At 60.4% G+C, this 17059-nt stretch carries 16 protein-coding genes and 1 pseudogene; 10 read left to right on the top strand and 7 right to left on the bottom strand.

The window, feature by feature from the left end:
* Nucleotides 1-38: 38 nt before the first annotated feature.
* From trmB to thiS, 3 genes are all read right to left on the bottom strand, one after another.
* Nucleotides 39-863 carry a tRNA (guanosine(46)-N7)-methyltransferase TrmB gene (trmB, locus tag ACZYGA_RS14745; RefSeq protein WP_084209509.1) on the bottom strand — a complete coding sequence of 275 codons (825 nt, stop codon included), beginning with the start codon at nucleotides 861-863 and terminating at the stop codon, nucleotides 39-41.
* A gap of 61 nt (nucleotides 864-924) precedes the next feature.
* Entirely contained in the window at nucleotides 925-1758 is an 834-nt protein-coding gene (locus tag ACZYGA_RS14740) for a thiazole synthase (protein WP_077379589.1), read from the bottom strand.
* 67 nt (nucleotides 1759-1825) lie between these two features.
* Complete coding sequence (thiS, locus tag ACZYGA_RS14735; RefSeq protein ID WP_077379591.1) at nucleotides 1826-2026, bottom strand: sulfur carrier protein ThiS; 201 nt, start codon at nucleotides 2024-2026, stop codon at nucleotides 1826-1828.
* A 115-nt stretch (nucleotides 2027-2141) separates the two neighbouring features.
* On the opposite strand from thiS, the gene ACZYGA_RS14730 reads away from it, so the two are divergent.
* Complete coding sequence (locus ACZYGA_RS14730) at nucleotides 2142-2561, top strand: DUF423 domain-containing protein (RefSeq protein ID WP_077379593.1); 420 nt, start codon at nucleotides 2142-2144, stop codon at nucleotides 2559-2561.
* Nucleotides 2562-2588: 27 nt separating this feature from the next.
* Here the strand turns inward: ACZYGA_RS14730 and ACZYGA_RS14725 are convergent, their stop codons facing one another.
* On the bottom strand, nucleotides 2589-3005 hold the full coding sequence (locus tag ACZYGA_RS14725; protein ID WP_077379595.1) for a PaaI family thioesterase: 417 nt from the start codon (nucleotides 3003-3005) through the stop codon (nucleotides 2589-2591).
* Between the two features lie 279 nt (nucleotides 3006-3284).
* On the bottom strand, nucleotides 3285-5468 hold the full coding sequence (locus ACZYGA_RS14720; RefSeq protein ID WP_479399468.1) for a malate synthase G: 2184 nt from the start codon (nucleotides 5466-5468) through the stop codon (nucleotides 3285-3287).
* A 282-nt stretch (nucleotides 5469-5750) separates the two neighbouring features.
* Here ACZYGA_RS14720 and ACZYGA_RS14715 point away from each other — a divergent pair, with 282 nt between their 5' ends.
* From ACZYGA_RS14715 to ACZYGA_RS14700, 4 genes are all read left to right on the top strand, one after another.
* Nucleotides 5751-6761, top strand: a complete 1011-nt coding sequence (locus ACZYGA_RS14715; RefSeq protein WP_479399466.1) for an alpha/beta hydrolase — start codon at nucleotides 5751-5753, stop codon at nucleotides 6759-6761.
* Nucleotides 6749-7279 (top strand): hypothetical protein, encoded by a 531-nt coding sequence (locus ACZYGA_RS14710; RefSeq protein ID WP_157109506.1) that lies wholly within the window; start codon nucleotides 6749-6751, stop codon nucleotides 7277-7279. Before ACZYGA_RS14715 ends, ACZYGA_RS14710 begins: the two co-directional genes overlap by 13 nt.
* An 88-nt stretch (nucleotides 7280-7367) precedes the next feature.
* Nucleotides 7368-8519, top strand: coding sequence for a pyridoxal phosphate-dependent aminotransferase (locus tag ACZYGA_RS14705; RefSeq protein ID WP_479399464.1), 1152 nt, complete (start codon nucleotides 7368-7370; stop codon nucleotides 8517-8519).
* A 10-nt stretch (nucleotides 8520-8529) separates the two neighbouring features.
* Entirely contained in the window at nucleotides 8530-9561 is a 1032-nt protein-coding gene (locus tag ACZYGA_RS14700) for an Lnb N-terminal periplasmic domain-containing protein (RefSeq protein WP_479399462.1), read from the top strand.
* A gap of 28 nt (nucleotides 9562-9589) precedes the next feature.
* On the opposite strand, the pseudogene ACZYGA_RS14695 reads toward ACZYGA_RS14700, so the two are convergent.
* Nucleotides 9590-10285 (bottom strand): annotated as a pseudogene (locus tag ACZYGA_RS14695) (ATP-binding protein); the annotation flags it as partial.
* Nucleotides 10286-10474: 189 nt separating this feature from the next.
* On the opposite strand from ACZYGA_RS14695, the gene ACZYGA_RS14690 reads away from it, so the two are divergent.
* The 5 genes from ACZYGA_RS14690 (at nucleotide 10475) to ACZYGA_RS14670 (ending at nucleotide 16421) form a co-directional block, all read left to right on the top strand.
* Nucleotides 10475-11107 carry a TnsA endonuclease N-terminal domain-containing protein gene (locus tag ACZYGA_RS14690; RefSeq protein WP_225347472.1) on the top strand — a complete coding sequence of 211 codons (633 nt, stop codon included), beginning with the start codon at nucleotides 10475-10477 and terminating at the stop codon, nucleotides 11105-11107.
* The gene (locus ACZYGA_RS14685) at nucleotides 11100-13028 is read left to right on the top strand and encodes a transposase (RefSeq protein ID WP_479399460.1); all 1929 of its coding nucleotides are present in this window, start codon (nucleotides 11100-11102) and stop codon (nucleotides 13026-13028) included. Before ACZYGA_RS14690 ends, ACZYGA_RS14685 begins: the two co-directional genes overlap by 8 nt.
* Nucleotides 13025-13909, top strand: a complete 885-nt coding sequence (locus ACZYGA_RS14680; RefSeq protein WP_479399459.1) for a TniB family NTP-binding protein — start codon at nucleotides 13025-13027, stop codon at nucleotides 13907-13909. The genes ACZYGA_RS14685 and ACZYGA_RS14680 overlap by 4 nt, the downstream gene beginning before the upstream one ends.
* Complete coding sequence (locus ACZYGA_RS14675; RefSeq protein WP_175088986.1) at nucleotides 13909-14997, top strand: TniQ family protein; 1089 nt, start codon at nucleotides 13909-13911, stop codon at nucleotides 14995-14997. Before ACZYGA_RS14680 ends, ACZYGA_RS14675 begins: the two co-directional genes overlap by 1 nt.
* Before the next feature lie 440 nt (nucleotides 14998-15437).
* Complete coding sequence (locus tag ACZYGA_RS14670) at nucleotides 15438-16421, top strand: hypothetical protein (RefSeq protein ID WP_225347471.1); 984 nt, start codon at nucleotides 15438-15440, stop codon at nucleotides 16419-16421.
* 136 nt (nucleotides 16422-16557) lie between these two features.
* Here the strand turns inward: ACZYGA_RS14670 and ACZYGA_RS14665 are convergent.
* Nucleotides 16558-17059: L,D-transpeptidase (locus ACZYGA_RS14665; RefSeq protein ID WP_479399457.1), on the bottom strand; the 502-nt coding region annotated here is incomplete at its 5' end.

The following is a 17059-nucleotide window of genomic DNA, read 5'->3' as shown; positions in this document are numbered from 1 at the left end:
GCATCGTGATGATGCCGCCACTGCGCACGAGGCGCGAATCAGTCCTGCTTGACGAAGATCAGATCCCACACGCCGTGACCGAGACGCTCGCCGCGCTGCTCGAACTTGGTCAGCGGACGGAAATCCGGACGCGGCACATAGGGGGCGCTCTCGGCCGGAGCCGTGTTGACGAAGCCCGGTGCCTCGGCCATCTCTTCGGCCATGGCCTCGGCGTAGTTCTCCCAGTCGGTGGCCATGTGGAAGTGACCGCCCGGCTTGAGCACACGACGCACCAGCTCGACGAAGGCCGGCTGCACGATGCGACGCTTGTGGTGTTTCTTCTTCGGCCACGGGTCCGGGAAGAACAGCTGGAAGGTGTCGGCACACCCTGCCGGCACGCAGTCAGCCAGCACTTCCAATGCATCGTGACGATAGACGCGCAGATTGGTCAGACCCAGCTTGTCGACATCATCCAGCAGCTTGCCGACACCCGGGGCATGCACCTCGATCCCGATGAAGTCGGTGCCCGGATTGGCCTGAGCCTGCTCGCACAGCGACTTGCCCATGCCGAAGCCGACCTCGATCACCAGCGGCGCACGGCGACCGAACAGCGCCTCGAGGTCCAGCTCGCCCTGCTCGTGACGCAGACCAAGGCGCGGGAAGACCTCTTCGAGCCCGCGGGTCTGGGCCTGTGTCATGCGCCCACCGCGGATCACGTAGCTCTTGATGCCACGCTTGCGGGCGACGGCTTCATCCGCCACGGAAGGGATCGCTTGCGCGCTTTCGTTCTGCACGCTCTCGTTCTGCACGCTCTCTTGCTGCGCATCGTCAGCAGGAGCGGAAGTGGACGTGTCGTCCTGCGGCTTGGAAGTCTCGTCAGTCATGGGGTCGTCTTGGTCTTTGCATGAGCGATGCGCGAGCATCGGATTCGAATGATTCAGGAGGTCAGCCGGTGATCAGGCCGGCCCCCGGCGAGGAAGCGCGCGCCGTCAGGCGAGTCGGCATGCGTCCCGCCAGGAAGGCACCACGGCCGGAGATCACGGCCTGGCGCATGGCGTCCGCCATCAGCAGCGGTTGGCGAGCATGGGCGATGGCGCTGTTCATCAGCACGCCATCACAGCCGAGCTCCATCGCGAAGGCCGCCTCGGACGCCGTGCCCAGCCCGGCATCCACCAGCACCGGCACGTTGGCGCGCTCGATGATCAGCGACAGGGTATGCGGGTTGAGGATGCCGAGGCCGGAGCCGATCAGCGAGCCCAGCGGCATGATGGCGCAGCAGCCGATCTCCTCGAGCTGACGGGCGACGATGGGGTCGTCGGAGGTATACACCATCACGTCGAAGCCATCGGCGACCAGCTCCTCGGCGGCCTTGAGGGTCTCGACGATATTGGGATACAGCGTGTCCTGATCGCCCAGCACTTCCAGCTTGACCAGATTGTGGCCATCCAGCAGTTCACGCGCCAGCTTGCAGGTACGCACCGCGTCACGCGCGTTGTAGCAACCGGCGGTATTGGGCAGGAAGGTATAGCGACTGGGCGACAGCACGTCGAGCAGATTCGGCTCATCGGCATTCTGGCCCAGATTGGTGCGACGCACCGCGAAGGTGACCACTTCCGCGCCGGAGGTCTCGATGGCGGAACGGGTCTCATCCATGTCCTTGTACTTGCCGGTGCCGACCAGCAGGCGCGAGGAGAACTCGCGACCGGCGACGACCAGCGGACTGTCACCGGCGACCTGGGTGACGGGGGCGTTAAGCGTCTGGGCAGAACTGTCTGTCATGATGACCTCATCGAGCTGGACGTGAGCGAGCGTGAAGTGAAAGCTATCGACCCTGGCAGCGGGACGTTCAACCACCACCGATGGCGTGGACGATCTCGATGCGATCACCGGCCTGCAGAAGGGTGTCGGCGTGAGCGCTACGTGGCACGATGTCCTCGTTGCGCTCGACTGCCAGGCGGCGGCCCTGAAGTCCGAGACTCTCGACCAGAGCGGCGACTGTCATGGCATCCGCCACCACATGATCTTCACCGTTTAGCTGTATCTGCATGCTGTCCTCCCGCGAAAAGAGGCCGCCATTGTAGCGGCTTTACGTGGACAGGCGTAGGCACAACATCGTCGGTACGATATGCCCTCGCCACCTGCCCTCAAGGAATTTTCTCTCTATGCGTCACAACGACTCCCACTCCCGCCACTGGTGGCTGGCCATGGGCCTGGCCGGCATGTCCACCATCGCGCTGGGCGCCTTCGCCAGTCATGGCCTGCGCGGCACTCTGAGCGCGGACATGCTGCGCGTCTTCGAGACCGGCGTGCGCTATCAGATGTGGCACGTGCTGGCGGCGGTCGGCGTGCTGGCCTGGCGCTCGGTGCAGCCCCTGCGCGGGCAGATGCTGACGCTGGGGCTGTGGGCGGCCGGGATGCTGCTGTTTTCCGGTTCACTGTATGCGCTGGCCACCACGGCGCGCACCCAGCTGGGCATCATCACGCCCATCGGTGGCTTGCTGCTGATCGCGGGCTGGCTGAGCCTGGCCATCACCGGCTGGCGTCAGCGCGGCAGCGAGGAAAAGGATGCCAACAAGCTGTAGCGGGGCGATCACCCCCACCACCTGCCGCTAGTCATCGCGATCCGGCAAGGCATAGGTTGCGGTCACGAGAGCGACCGGGTCCGTGTCGCCATGGCTGAACAGCTCGATCTCGCCCACGGCGAGACGCCGCCCGAGCTTGCGGAGGCGTGCGGTGGCCATCAGATCCCGGTCACCGCGGGCACGGCGCAGGAAATGGATGTTGAGATCACTGGTCACGGCCATCGGCTCCGGGCCGATCTCCCCCAGGATCGCGACATACAGACAGACATCGGCCAACGCCATCATCGCCGGACCGGAGACGCTGCCTCCGGGACGCAGATGCTCGTCCTCGATGGCCAGTCCCATGGTGGCCCAGCCATCCCCCACGGCTTCTATGGTGCCCAGGCGCTGGGGGAAGACATCATCGAGAAAGTCCTCGATGGCAGCAGCGTGCATGACGGGCATGACGTTCTCCTCGACAGGATGACTACGACAGATTGGTGGCACCGACACACACAGGCGTGGTGACCAGGGATCGCCACACCATCGCGTTTCAGGCGCTGCAGTGGCTGAGCGGGCGCTGATCGTACGGTTGCGCGCTACTGGGGGCAAGGCTAGCGTCAAATGCCGCCTCGGGAAATATGGCATCGCCAGAAAGCACGACGACGGCTCGAGAGCCGCCGTCGTGCATGTCCAAGATCCGCATCCGCAGTGCCACGCTCATGGCGCAGCGCTGACGCTGCCTCAGTGAGCCTGCTGCTTCTTCTCGAGGCGGCGGCGATGCAGTACCGGCTCGGTATAGCCACTCGGCTGCACTCGTCCCTGGAATACCAGCTCGCAGGCAGCCTGGAAGGCGATGGAGCCCTCGAGATCCGCCGTCATCGCCTGATAGCTGGGGTCCGCAGCGTTCTGACGATCCACCACGCCCGCCATGCGCTCCAGCGTGTCCTGCACCTGGGCGTTGTCGACGATGCCATGATGCAGCCAGTTGGCGATGTGCTGGCTGGAGATGCGCAGCGTGGCGCGGTCTTCCATCAGGCCGACATCGTGGATGTCCGGCACCTTGGAGCAACCGGTGCCGTGATCGATCCAGCGCACCACATAGCCGAGAATCCCCTGGGCGTTGTTGTCCAGCTCGGCCTGGATCTCCTCGGCACTCCACTGGGGATCAAGCTCCAGCGGAATGGTCAGCAGGTCATCGAGACTGGCGCGCGGGCGACTGAGCAGGTCATGTTGCACGTCCTTCACCGAGACCTGGTGATAATGCAGCGCATGCAGCACGGCCGCGGTCGGTGACGGGACCCAGGCGGTATTGGCACCGGCGCGGGGATGGCCGATCTTCTGCTCCAGCATCGCCGCCATCAGGTCCGGCATCGCCCACATGCCCTTGCCGATCTGGGCGCGCCCCCGCAGACCGCATTCCAGCCCGATATCCACGTTCCACTTCTCATAGGCCTGAATCCAGGCCGCCCCCTTCATGTCGCCCTTGCGCAGCATCGGACCAGCTTCCATCGAGGTGTGCATCTCGTCACCAGTGCGATCCAGGAAGCCGGTATTGATGAAGGCCACACGGGAACTGGCCGCGGCGATGCAGGCCTTGAGGTTGACGGTGGTACGACGCTCCTCGTCCATGATGCCCATCTTGAGGGTGGAGTCCGGCAGGCCCAGCAGCTGCTCGACACGCGAGAACAGCTCGTCAGCGAAGGCGACCTCGGACGGACCGTGCATCTTGGGCTTGACGATGTAGACGGAGCCGGTGCGCGAGTTGCAGATACCGCCACGGCTGTCCTTGTCACCCTTGAGATCATGCAGCGCGATCAGACTGGTGAAGATGGCATCCATGATGCCTTCCGGCGCCTCGCTGCCATCTTCCAGCAGGATGGCCGGGTTGGTCATCAGATGGCCCACGTTGCGGATCAGCATCAGCGAGCGACCATGCAGCACGCGGGTGGTGCCATCGGCGCCGGTGTATTCACGGTCCGCGTTCAGCCTGCGCGTCATTTGGCGACCCTTCTTCTCCAGCGTCTCGGTCAGATCGCCCTTCATCAGGCCCAGCCAGTTGCGATAGACGGTCACCTTGTCGTCGGCATCCACCGCGGCCACCGAGTCCTCGCAGTCCATGATGGTGGAGAGCGCAGCCTCCATGATCAGGTCACTGACGTTGGCGGGGTCGGTCTTGCCGATGGGGTGCTCGGCGTCGATCACGAGCTCCGCGTGCAGCCCGTTGTGCGCGAAGATGATCGCGCTTGGCGCGCTTTCGTCGCCGCGATAGCCGAGGAAGCGTTCCGGCGACTTGAGGCTCAGGTCACGCCCGCCGACCCGCACCAGCAGGTGGCCGTCACGAATGGAGTACCCCTCGCTATCATGGTGCGTACCGCCAGCCAGCGGCGCGATGGTATCCAGCACCTGGCGTGCGTAGGCCACCACCTTGGCGCCCCGCACCGGGTTGTAGTCGTCCTTGCCGCGCTCGGCGCCATCGTCATCACTGATCGCGTCGGTGCCGTAGAGGGCGTCATAGAGTGAGCCCCAGCGCGCATTGGCGGCGTTCAGGGCGTACCGGGCATTCATCACCGGCACGACCAGCTGCGGTCCTGCCTGTTGGCAGATCTCGCTGTCCACGTTGGCGGTGGTGGCCTCGACACTGGCCGGCTCGTCTTCCAGGTAGCCGATCTCCTTCAGGAAGGCCTTGTAGGCGGGCAGTTCGACCTTGCCGGGATGCTCACGGTGCCACTGGTCGATGCTGGCCTGCAGCTGTTCGCGCGTTTCCAGCAGCTCGCGATTGCGTGGCGCCAGCTCGTGCAGCAACGCATCGACGCCGGACCAGAAGTCGGCCGAGGCGATACCGGAACCGGGCAACGCTTCCTCCTCGATGAAGCGGTGCAGTCCGGCATCAATGGCCAGACGTTCAAGTTGAATGCGATCGGTCATGCGTGTGCTCTCCCTGGAAACGAATATCAACTGACGAACCGTACGTGGAATGAATCATCTGCCGGGCGGTTGTGGATCACTTCACCATACCCGATGCCGTGGCTGGCGGAAGCGGGGCTTTGACCAATGAACAAGAGGCTGAAACCGGATTACCGTGTTCTGGAAATGGCATGGCGAATGCTGGCAGTTCGCGACACGCAGCCCTTGTATGAAGAAACACTGTTTTTTCCTATGGCTCACGACAGCTCCAGCCGCTAGCATGGCAGCATTATGGAGATCACCATGCCCGACTTCAGCGCACTGCTCGATTATGGCCCTTTCATTCGTCTGCCTGAGTGTCTGCCCGGTCAGACGACCAGCCCGCTGGCCTGTTACCTGAGCCACTATGGCCTGGATGAACTGCGCAGCGCACATGTCACCGTACATGCCGGACACCTCGATGCTGGCGATTTTCGTCTGTGGGCACAGCTGTGGACTCCCCCGAGCCCGCGCGGCACCATCTTCGTGGTGCATGGATATTTCGATCACCTCGCGCTGTATCGTCACCTGCTGGCCCACCTGCTGAAACAGGGCTGGCAGGTCGCGCTGTGGGACCTGCCGGGGCATGGCCTGTCCTCCGGCGAGCCGGCTTCCATCGATGACTTCGGTGACTATGTCGGCTGCCTGCAGGCGTTTAAGGAGTACCTGGAAGTCCATGATCTGGCGCCGCACCCCTGGTTCGGGATCGGTCAGAGCACCGGCGGCTCCGTGCTGGCCACCGACGCCCTGATGCGTGGCAGTGACTCGCGCTGGCAGGGAATCGCGCTGCTCGCCCCGCTGGTTCGCCCCTGGGGGTGGCCGCAGTCCCGCTGGCTGCATAGCATGGCGCGCCCCTTCATCGACTCCATTCCGCGCAAGTACCGCGCGAATACCAATGACGCGGCGTTCTACGAGTTCCTGAGCACCAACGACCCGCTTCAGGCGGATCGACTCGCCGTGAAGTGGGTCTCGGCCATGCGCGCCTGGATTCCACGCCTGCAGGCCCTCCCGCCCTGCTCGCTACCCACCCTGATCCTGCAGGGCGAACAGGACACCACGGTGGACTGGCAGTGGAATCTCGACGTGCTGGCCAGCAAGTTCCCCAACGCGCGGATTCATCGCCACCCCGAGGCGCAGCATCATCTGGTCAATGAGGCCGAGCCGATTCGCACGGCCTTGTTCGCCGAGCTGGATGCCTTCCTCGATGCGCTGTCGCCGCGCCCGGAACTTGAGGCCCCTGATGGCAGGGGAGGCGCCCCGGCATGTCACGAATGAGTCGCGGGCTGCGAACACTGGCGAGCCTGATGCTGATCACCGGTCTGACCGGCTGCATGGGACTGGATCAGGTGCCACGCGCGGAGCGCGACCCCATCTACGGCCTGGGCCAGAGTGCTGCCCGCCTGCTGGATGAGCAGAGCTGGACCCCGCCACTGGGCGAGCAGGTCCTGCTGCTGGCACCTCCTGAAGTGGATACCAGTCTCGAGGTGCAGCCCGGCGCACTCAATGAAGCGCTGACACGTGCCCTGCTGGCGCTCAAGGATGGCCCGCAGGTGCTCAACTGGAGCAACGATCGCCCCGGCATCGACAGTCTGCAATGGCGCCTCGTGGCACGCCTGGATACCAGCGGTGGCCCCCTGAGGCTCTCCGACCGCACCCTGCAGCCCTACCAGCTGACACTGGAGCTGGTGCGCCGTCTCAGCGCGGAGCGCCAGCAGACCCGGACATTCACGCTCAGCGGCGCCTTCGATCAGGCGGCGCTTGACGCCCTTGCCAGTGCGCGACCTGCCTCCTGAGCGCCCACTGTCTCCTCGACTCACTCTCTGACGCCGCATGGCCACCTCCTGCCTCCCGGCGTCATCCGTTACCGCCTCTGGAGCCAAGATGACTACCGCCACTCCCCGCCGTTTCCTGGCCCACCTTTATCAGGAGGGACCGCACAACCCGTTCCCCGGCATCAAGGCGCTGGAACGCAGACTGGGGCATGCGCTGCCGCATCAGTACGGCTCCAATGAAGGGCTCGACATGCCCCACGCGGTACTCGGCGGCGAGCTGGGCCATGCCCTGGCAGACCTGAGCCGCAGCTACGCGGACGCCGATGCCTGGCAACTGCGCCATCAACTGGCCGAGCGCCTGGGCGTCGCCTACGAGACGCTGCTGGTCGACGCCGGCGCCGACAGCCTGCTGGCGCTGGTGATGCGCGCCACCATCTGTGCGGGAGAGCGCGTGATCACCAGTGCCGGCACCTACCCCACACTGGCGTACTTTGCGCGCGGTCTCGGTGCTGAGGTCATTGAAGTGCCATATACCGAAGCCCATGCCTCTGATGATGCCCTCCATTTCGCCCAGCTGGCACCGGATCTCGCCGCACTCGCCGCGGCGGCAAGTCAGCATGCGGCCCGTGTCGTCTATCTCGCCAACCCGGACAACCCCAGCGGGCACCTGCACTCGGATGAAGATGTCCGAGCACTGCGTGATGCGCTCCCAGCGGACTGCAGCCTGCTGCTGGACGAGGCCTATCACGACTTCCGCCCCGATGCGGCGCAGGCCGACAATGCCCCGATGGCTCGTACCTTCCGGCTGCGCACCTTCTCCAAGGCTTATGGACTGGCGGGCCTGCGTCTCGGCTTCATGATCGCCGAGCGTGAGGATCTCGCCCTTCTGACCAAGGTTCGGATCCACTATGCCGTCAGCGCGCCGGCACTGGCAGCCGGCGAGCTGCTGCTGGAGCATCCCGAAGAAGCCGCGACTCACGTCGCCGCGGTCATCCAGTCTCGTGATCAGCTTGCCGAGCACCTGCGCTCGCTGGGGGCTGACGTCCTCCCCAGTGCCACCAACTTCCTCTGCGTGCGCCTCAAGAGCGCCGAGCGGGCCGCTCAGGTTCAGCAGCAACTGATGGCGCAGGGCGTGCTGATCACCCGCTCCCCTCACCCGGCCCTCGGCCATATCCTGCGCATCTCGACCCTGGAGGACAGCCTGGTGCCGGGTCGACTGGCGCGCCTCGAGCAGGCCATCGTCGAAGAGAATCGCGCATGAGTGCCGGCCGATGAGCCTGACCAGCATCGTGCTCCGCAGCGTCACCAGCCTTGCCTTGCTGGGGGCGAGCCTGTGGCTGATGCCTGCCCTGTGGTTCCGCCTGCCGGGACCGGAGGGGCTTCGCACGACACTGGCCGTCCTCGCGGGTGCGCTGAGCCTCATCTGTGTCATTGCGCTGTGGTGGCCGCAACTCCATGCGATTCGCTGGCGACTGGCGGGCAGCTACCTGATGCTGTTGGTCGCCAGCCTCGGCTGGTGGAACAGCATCACCCCGCGTGCGGACCGCGACTGGGCGCCGGAGGTCGAACATCTGGTCGAGGGGAGCCTCAGCCAAGATGACATCCTGCACCTCGAACAGGTGCGCAACTTCGAGTGGCGCACGCCTGAGGATTACACGCCGCGCTGGGAGAGTCGGGACTATCCTCTGGATCAACTGACCTCGGTGGATCTGTTGACCAGTCACTGGATGGGGCCGCAGATCGCTCATACGCTGGTCAGCTTCGGTTTCGCCGATGGACGCCATCTGGCCTTCTCGGTGGAAATCCGCAAGGAGCGTGACGAGGCCTTCTCGACACTGGGCGGGATGTTCAAGGAGTACGAACTGGCGGTGATCGCCGCTGACGAGCGCGACATCATCCGCGTGCGCAGCAACGTGCGCGGGGAGCAGGTGCATCTCTATCGGGTGCAGATGCCGCGCGAACTGATCCGCGAATTGCTGCTGGCCTACGTCGACGAAGCCGAGACATTGCGCACTCAGCCACGCTTCTACAACACCGCCACCAGCAACTGCACCACCCTCGTCTACGCGATGATGACGCGCCTCACCGACGGCCTGCCGCTGGACTATCGACTGCTGCTCTCCGGCTATCTGCCGGAATATGTCGCGGACCAGGATGCGCTCAGTGACGCCGCGCCCTTCGCCGAGCTCAAGGCCAGAAGTCTGATCAACCCTGCCGCCATCGCCGCCGACGAGCACCCGGACGGCGACTTCTCGCGCCTGATCCGTGAGGGCATTCCCGGCGCGGACAGCCCGTCCTTCTGAACGGGCGACGCGGCCCGACAGGCAGTGCTCAGGCGCTGCGCTGTTCCGCTCCCGGGCGGGCCGGGTCTCTCCCCATCATGCGGTCCAGCTGACGATAGCCGATGGCTTCCATCAGCTGGGGCCGCTGCACGCCATCCTGCGCAATGAGATCACTCAACGTCAGCGCGACACGCAAGACCCGGTGATAGGCACGCGCCGAGAGATTGAGGCGTGACAGCACACCGGCCAGCCACTGACGCTCGCCGTCCTCCAGCTGGCAGGCGGCTTCCAGGGCATGGGTGTCGAGATGGGCATTGAGCCCGCCGCGGGCCAATTGACGAGCGCGGGCTGCCAGCACCCGTTCGCGCACTGCGTCCGAGGCCTCACCGGGGGTCGCGGACGTCAGCTCCTCAGCAGGCAGTCCCGGTACCTCGACCTGCAGATCGATACGGTCCAGCAGCGGGCCAGACAGGCGCGCCTGATAGCGCTGGATCTGGGCCGGCGTGCAACTGCAGTTGCGACGGCTGTCACCAAGATAGCCGCACGGGCAGGGGTTCATCGCCGCCACCAGCTGGAAACGTGCCGGAAAGCGCCGCTGGTGGCTGGCACGCGAGATGAGGATGCGGCCGCTCTCCAGCGGCTCACGCATCACTTCCAGTACACCACGATCAAATTCCGCCAGCTCGTCCAGAAACAGCACGCCATGATGGGCCAGCGACACCTCTCCCGGACGCGGTCTGGAGCCACTGTCATTTTCAGCAATTGATGCGACCCTCAGCGCGTAATATCGGGCTATTATGGTAGTCTGTACAGGATTGAGTGCGACAGAATTAATAGCAATTGATGCGACAGGCCTTGTTTTATTCAACATTTGGTGCGACTGCCCATGCCACTGCCTACATCCGTTCGTAAAATCGGCCCTACGCGACGAAGTGTGTCTGGCTACTATGCCTTTCGCGGGGAGGAGTCTATTGCGTTCGAGTCGACGCTCGAACGTGATTTCCTCATCAAGGCTGACTTTGATGTGAGCGTCCTTGGTGTGATTTCCCAGCCGTGCGAGATCCCGTTTCATCATCCCGTGACCGGTAGGCGCTACACCTACACACCTGACTATTTGGTGTATTACCGTCTCGGTAACCGTCATTACAGGGATTACCCAAAACCTCTCCTGGTGGAGGTCAAACCACGGGAAAAGTGGCAAGCACATTGGCGTGAATGGTCGCCTAAATGGAAGGCGGCGATACGGCATGCCAACAACGAGGGCTGGGCGTTTCGCATTCATGATGAAAGCCGCATTCGTGATAAGACCTTGGACAACATTACCTTCCTAGCGCGCTATAAGCGGATGGTGTTTCCTTCTGTCGAAAGCCAGGCAGTCCTCAACACCGTGAGGGAGATGGGGGTGGCGACTTTGGATTACCTGCTGTCTCGGCACTTCATGGGCGATATTTATCGGGCAGAGGGGATTGCGCATTTATGGCATCTGCTGGCGACCCGACAGCTAGATTGCGATATGGCTCAATCTTTCAGTCCTCTATCAGAGGTGTGGGTACCCGATTATGAATAATCATCGTGGCAACACAACTGAGCCCAATAGCGGCGTCGCTCAAACACGCCAACACTTGCAGATCATGGTGGGTGAGCAGGTTCAGAAAGATGGCACCGTTTACCGAATTTCCCAGGTGCTTGATTTTGAGACAGTCATTGGCATTGCCGTTGAGTCCGGGCGTAGTTGCCCGCTTCGCATCAAAGAACTAGCGCCTCTCAATAGCGGGTCTGTGCTCCCTGATCAGGATATATCCGAGATTGGGGATGCCGATTGGCAAGAGGCCGAGCATCGCTTTTCGATCATTAAGCCCTTGGTGGATCGCCGTACGGTGGGGCGGGATGCAGCGGAGGAGCGTGCGAAACAAACGGGGGTTGATACGGCTACGATTTACCGTTGGTTAAAGCGGTATAAAGCGACGGGCTCGGTGCTCGCATTGATTCCTCAAAAGCCAGGGTGGAAGAAGGGAAAGTCGCGTATTCCCGCGCATGCCGAGGCAGTGATTCAGGAAGTCATCAAAGAGGTGTATTTGACGCTGCAGCGTCCGTCCGCACAAAAGGCGGTACAGGAAGTGATGCGGCGTTGCCATGAACGGCGCATCGACCCGCCGAGCCCTGGTACCGTTCGTGCTCGTCTGCGTGATATCCCAGAGCGTGACCGGTTGCGTGGCCATGGTTTTAGAGACAAAGCCATTAACAAGTTCCAGCCAGCAGCCGGGAAGTTTCCCAATGCTGACTATCCGCTAGCGGTCATGCAGATTGACCACACGCCTGCCGATATTATTTTGGTCGATGACGTGTATCGCAAGCCGATTGGTCGCCCATGGATTACGTTGGCCATGGACGTGTTTACCCGTGTGGTCACGGGGTATTACTTGTCGTTTGACCCGCCCTCTGAAACATCTGTCGGCATGTGTGTGGCGCACTCCATGCTTCCTAAAGATGAGTGGTTGCTACTGCATAATGTGGAGGCTGAGTGGCCGGTATGGGGCACACCCGCCACGATTCATGTCGATAACGGCCCAGATTTTCGCTCAGAGACGTTTCGGCGCTCATGCCTAGCCTATGGGATCAACCTTGAGTTTCGGCCTGTTAAGCAGCCTCGTTATGGTGGCCATATTGAGCGGGTGCTGGGCTCTATTCTCAAAGAAATCCATAACCTGCCTGGGACGACCTTCTCCTCCATTAAAGAGAAAGAGGGGTACGATCCAGAGAAGCACGCGGCCATGACGAAAAGCGAGTTTGAAGAGTGGCTGGTGACGTTGATTTGTAAGGTTTACCACCAGCGTCTTCATTCTGGAATTGGTATGTCACCGGTGCGGAAATGGGAAATCGGTGTGTTTGGCAATGCTGACGTGCAGGGAGTTGGCTTAGCGCCACGGCCTGCTGATAGACTTTCTGTATTGCTCGATTTTTTGCCCAGCTTTCAGCGCACGATCCAGACCTTTGGTGTGACCATCGATGGCATGAACTATTACGATGAGGCGCTAAGGCCATGGATCAATGCCAAAGATCCAGATACGCCAAGCAAGAAACGCACCTTTGTGTTTCGGCATGACCCTCGTGACATTAGCGTCGTTTGGTTCAAAGACCCGGAGCTCGGGCACTATTTTCGCGTGCCCTTTGCAAATCTCGCCCTCCCCTCGATGAGTGTTTGGGAGCATGCCCAGGCCAAAGCGCGCCTTCGCCAGGAAGGCAGGAGTTCGGTCAATGAGTCTGAAATCCTACGCGCTATTAGTGAACTGCGAACTCATGTGGAGGAGTCGCAAGCACGTACCAAGCGAAGTCGCCGTCAGGCACAACGACGTAAAGAGCATGAGAAGAAGGTGACGCCTGCAGATCCCCTTTTACATGCGCCCTCAACCGCGGCCCCCCAAGAGTCACCCACTCAGGAAGATGGTCTCTTATCGGGTGATATCGATGTGAACTGGGACATATCATGAGCACACACCTTCATCCTGATCTTCGTCATGTCTTGGGGCTGTCCGCTAGAGAGCGAATGGAGTTTATGGATCAACCGCGATGGTTGGGGTATCCATTGGCCAATCGTGTCATTGAGGTCATGCGTGGGCTGATGGAGAAGCCTAGTCGTCCTCGTATGCCTAACCTCTTGCTCGTGGGTGACTCCAACAACGGAAAGACAACCATCGTTCAACGGTTTCGTAAACAGTACGGTGAGGGCTACGTGAATGAAGACGTAGAACCGGTGAAACCAGTGATCGTCACTCAAGCCCCACCGAGTTCCGATGAGAAAAGTCTGTATATCGCAGTGTTAGAGAGCTTTTGGGCTCCCTATCGGCCTTCAGACCCGGTACCTAAGCTGCGCTACCAAGTGATTCATCAACTGCGGGCTTGCCATACCCGCTTGTTGATCATTGATGAGTTCCACTCACTGTTAACCGGTGGTGCCGTCAAGCAGCGCGAAACGATGAATGCCATTAAGCTCCTATGCAATGAGTTAATGATTCCCATCGTTGGTGTGGGTACGCAGGATGCTGTGCGTGTACTGCATTCAGATCCGCAGCATGCGAGTCGCTTTGATGTGGTTGCATTACCGAAGTGGGAGCTCAATCAGGAGTTTCAGAAGCTGCTCGCTGGCTTTGAGAAGATATTACCGCTCAAACATCCTTCCCAACTGCATGAGCCACAATTGGCGACCCAGCTTCACGCGATCTCTGGCGGCAATTTTGGCGACCTGCACCGGCTGCTGATTGAGTGTGCCAATGCCGCTATTTTGTCCGGGGCTGAACGTATCGATGAGAAAATTATTCAGAGTAAATCATGGGTGCGACCTACCCGTGGCATTAGGGAGGTGATGCTGTAATGCCTTGGGCGCTGAGTGTGCCTCTGTTGCCTGAAGAGTCGCTTTCTTCATGGCTGGTACGGGCGGCGTTGAGACAGGGGTGTGATCCTTTGTCGCTCACCGGGGCTATCTGGCCAACATGGCGTATATGGACAAGGGATATTGATAGGGAAATTCCCCTCGTAAGAATGCGCCCATTAGTCAATGCATCGGGGATATCGTCCGCTGAGTTTCAGAAAGCTGGGATGCGGGACGATTGTGAGAAAGTGGCCGGTTACTCATTACCGGAAACGCGGACTTGGCCCTGGTTGTTAGCCCTTGGTAGCCGAAATCGAACTCGCCATGGAGGACAACAGATTTGTGCATTGTGTTTGGCAGAGGACTCAGCCCCCTACTTGCGCCGACACTGGCGATTCGCTTGGCACACTGGGTGCCGCTTTCATGGGGTGCAACTGATAGATGAGTGCCCGGTATGCAAGGCCCCTATAGAGCCTCATCGCCTGTCAGCAGAAGATCAACATTTAGCTCAGTGCAGCCGGTGTTATAACGATTTTAGAAAGGCGGTATGCACGTCGCCTTTACCAGAAGCGTTCAGTTTCCAAGTGATGGCTGATCGTGCTTTAACAAGAAGCAACGTGACGTTTAGGGAGGCCCCTATCGCACCCGCCGATTGGTTTTCTATGGTGACTTTCTTTGTTGGCGTTGTTCGGCGTGCAAGTCGGCGGCCTGCGTCACCCCTCGCAGATGCGCTTCTAACATTGGGCATTTCGATTACGGATAGCCGAATGCCTGTGTCTGGGTTGGCGTTTGAGCTTCTGCCTGTCAACGAGCGTTGTGCTTTATTAGCGGCGGTGGAGCGTTTGCTAAGTATAGGCCTTGAAGAAACGTTTAGCGCTCTGGTCGCTTGTAATGTCAAAACGAGTGCGCTTCATGATTCCCGAAAGTCACCCCCCGTTATATTGTTGCCGTTGTTATCACGGTTATCTCATCACCCTCATGGGCCGCATCGCCGCCGTGCTCTACCGGCTCATCGCCCCATGTCGGAACGCGCAGTGAGAGCCTCATGGGCGCGTTTAAAACGGAGAATGAAAGCGGAGCCAACCTCTTGAAGCAACACAAAACGGTAGACTGCGATGAGTGTGGTCGAGAAGTCTCCAAATTGTGGCGACGCCATAAGGGGCATGGTTACTGCTCAACTTGCTATGCTCGTGAGTTTAAGCAGCGGATGTGCCCACGATGTGGTGAGTTAGCTCGTTTGCCTAAGAATGACCCAGACGCCGTCTGTCGTCAGTGCGAAGTCGACAAACCGTGTGCACGATGTGGAAAAGCCAGTTCAGACTACAACATCGGCAAGGTCACTCCCTACGGCCCTGTCTGTATCGCCTGCGCTCCCTATTTCAGAGAGTCAGAGTCCTGCGAGGAGTGTGGGGAACCCTCTCAACGTCTTACCCGAGTGACGCGTATGGGGCATGATCATCGCTTATGTCCACGCTGTGCGACGGCAGATCACGGTACCTGTTCCGCGTGTCGTCGACATCGCTTATTGGTCATGACATCCAGCGGTGACGCATTGTGCAACGTCTGTTATGAGCAAGGGAAAATTGCCTGTCCATTGTGTGGCAATCCCATGCCAGCGGGTCGAGGCGATGCCTGTGAGCCCTGCTATTGGACGCGAACATGCCGTAAACGCATCACCATTGGCCAAGCCGGTATCACTACCCAAGCGTTAAGTGAGGCCTTTGGGGAATTTGGTGAATGGCTGATTCGTACCACAGGGCCGCATAAGGCTGCCCTCAAGATCAATCATTTCTTCTCGTTCTTCCTTGAGATCGACCAGGCATGGTCACGGATACCGAGCTATTCGGAGCTGCTTCATCACTTCGGGGCGGAGGGGTTGCGGCGTGTAAGACTTCTTATGCGATGGCTGCATGAAGAGCAAGGGGTAGAGCCGGATCACCAAGCAAAGAAGATCGACTCAGAGAAACGACGTATCAAAGCGTGTCTCAGGTCTATGCCGTCCGCTTCTTTATCAGAAAAAGCGCTGCATGCTTATTGGCAGCAATTAGAAACCCGTATAGAGGCGGGCAAAACGTCCCACACCTCCGCACGACTTGCACTAAGAGCGGCAGCCGCATTGCTACTCGCTACTGACCGGGAGGGGCAGCGACTGCCTCAACAGGGCGATGTGGACAACTATTTGCAGGCGGTGCCTGGACAAGCAGCCTCGGTGACGGGGTTTACTAATTTCTTGAATCGCCAACATGCCACCACGTTGGCTCCTCGGGTGGATGTAAAACGGGCAAGAAAGCGGCGAAAAGAAACACTAGCCCGCACCCTGATGACGATGGCCCGGTGTGCTGATCAAGGAGAGGCCTGGAGGGAGGCATGGATCGTTGCTGCCATGGAGTATTTCCATGACACAAAAGTAACGCAGAAAATGCTTCGACAACAGACCGTAGAGCGGACGACAGACGGGATACAGGTGGTAATGAGTGACGTTACCTACTGGCTGCCTCTGGATATTGAGTGCTAAGACACTGATAGCGCGCAGTCACTTGGAGGGCTCCGCGCGAATGTCGCCCCGCCGTTTGGACGGGGCTATGGCTCTCTACCTATATACCAGGGCTCAACGGTGTGCCAGAAGGCGTGTCATGACCGTTGAGATGACATCAGATCCAGGTCTTCATAAATGCCTTGATAGACTTCTCTTCTGGGCTGTGGCGCTGTGGTTCCTGTTCCTGTTCCTGTTCCTGATTTGGATGTAGGGGGGTTATAAGCCCGTTAGAGAGTGACAGGACATCGCTGAGCTGCTCGTAATCGAGGTTTACGTTATCGACATTGTATTGGTTTAGGCGTGTCATGGTCTCTGTGAGTGCGGTCATACTGTGCTCTTCTTCTCCAAGCGGCGGAAAGGCTTGAATCAGCGGCTGACCGCCTTCCCAACCTATCTTGATCGACTGATTGATGATGTTGACTTGGGTGCCGGGTGGAATGCGGTCAAATATAGATTCGATGTCTTTGGGTAACATGCGGATACAGCCTCGGCTTGCGCGCATGCCAATGCCATCGGGCTGGTTGGTGCCGTGAATCAAATAGCCATCGAAGCCTAGGATGATGGCATGGTCTCCTAGCGGGTTATCGGGGCCGGGTGGCACAACGCTGGGCGCGGTT

The organism is Cobetia sp. BL01 (assembly GCF_056493605.1).
This window is presented reverse-complemented; position numbering and strand designations above follow the sequence as displayed.

Bases quoted from the DNA above. Each gene is read 5' to 3' on its own strand.
- trmB (WP_084209509.1), bottom strand. From the start codon at position 863: ATGACTGACGAGACTTCCAAGCCGCAGGACGACACGTCCACTTCCGCT.
- ACZYGA_RS14740 (WP_077379589.1), bottom strand. From the start codon at position 1,758: ATGACAGACAGTTCTGCCCAGACGCTTAACGCCCCCGTCACCCAGGTC.
- thiS (WP_077379591.1), bottom strand. From the start codon at position 2,026: ATGCAGATACAGCTAAACGGTGAAGATCATGTGGTGGCGGATGCCATG.
- ACZYGA_RS14730 (WP_077379593.1), top strand. From the start codon at position 2,142: ATGCGTCACAACGACTCCCACTCCCGCCACTGGTGGCTGGCCATGGGC.
- ACZYGA_RS14725 (WP_077379595.1), bottom strand. From the start codon at position 3,005: ATGCCCGTCATGCACGCTGCTGCCATCGAGGACTTTCTCGATGATGTC.
- ACZYGA_RS14720 (WP_479399468.1), bottom strand. From the start codon at position 5,468: ATGACCGATCGCATTCAACTTGAACGTCTGGCCATTGATGCCGGACTG.
- ACZYGA_RS14715 (WP_479399466.1), top strand. From the start codon at position 5,751: ATGCCCGACTTCAGCGCACTGCTCGATTATGGCCCTTTCATTCGTCTG.
- ACZYGA_RS14710 (WP_157109506.1), top strand. From the start codon at position 6,749: ATGTCACGAATGAGTCGCGGGCTGCGAACACTGGCGAGCCTGATGCTG.
- ACZYGA_RS14705 (WP_479399464.1), top strand. From the start codon at position 7,368: ATGACTACCGCCACTCCCCGCCGTTTCCTGGCCCACCTTTATCAGGAG.
- ACZYGA_RS14700 (WP_479399462.1), top strand. From the start codon at position 8,530: ATGAGCCTGACCAGCATCGTGCTCCGCAGCGTCACCAGCCTTGCCTTG.
- ACZYGA_RS14685 (WP_479399460.1), top strand. From the start codon at position 11,100: ATGAATAATCATCGTGGCAACACAACTGAGCCCAATAGCGGCGTCGCT.
- ACZYGA_RS14680 (WP_479399459.1), top strand. From the start codon at position 13,025: ATGAGCACACACCTTCATCCTGATCTTCGTCATGTCTTGGGGCTGTCC.
- ACZYGA_RS14675 (WP_175088986.1), top strand. From the start codon at position 13,909: ATGCCTTGGGCGCTGAGTGTGCCTCTGTTGCCTGAAGAGTCGCTTTCT.
- ACZYGA_RS14670 (WP_225347471.1), top strand. From the start codon at position 15,438: ATGACATCCAGCGGTGACGCATTGTGCAACGTCTGTTATGAGCAAGGG.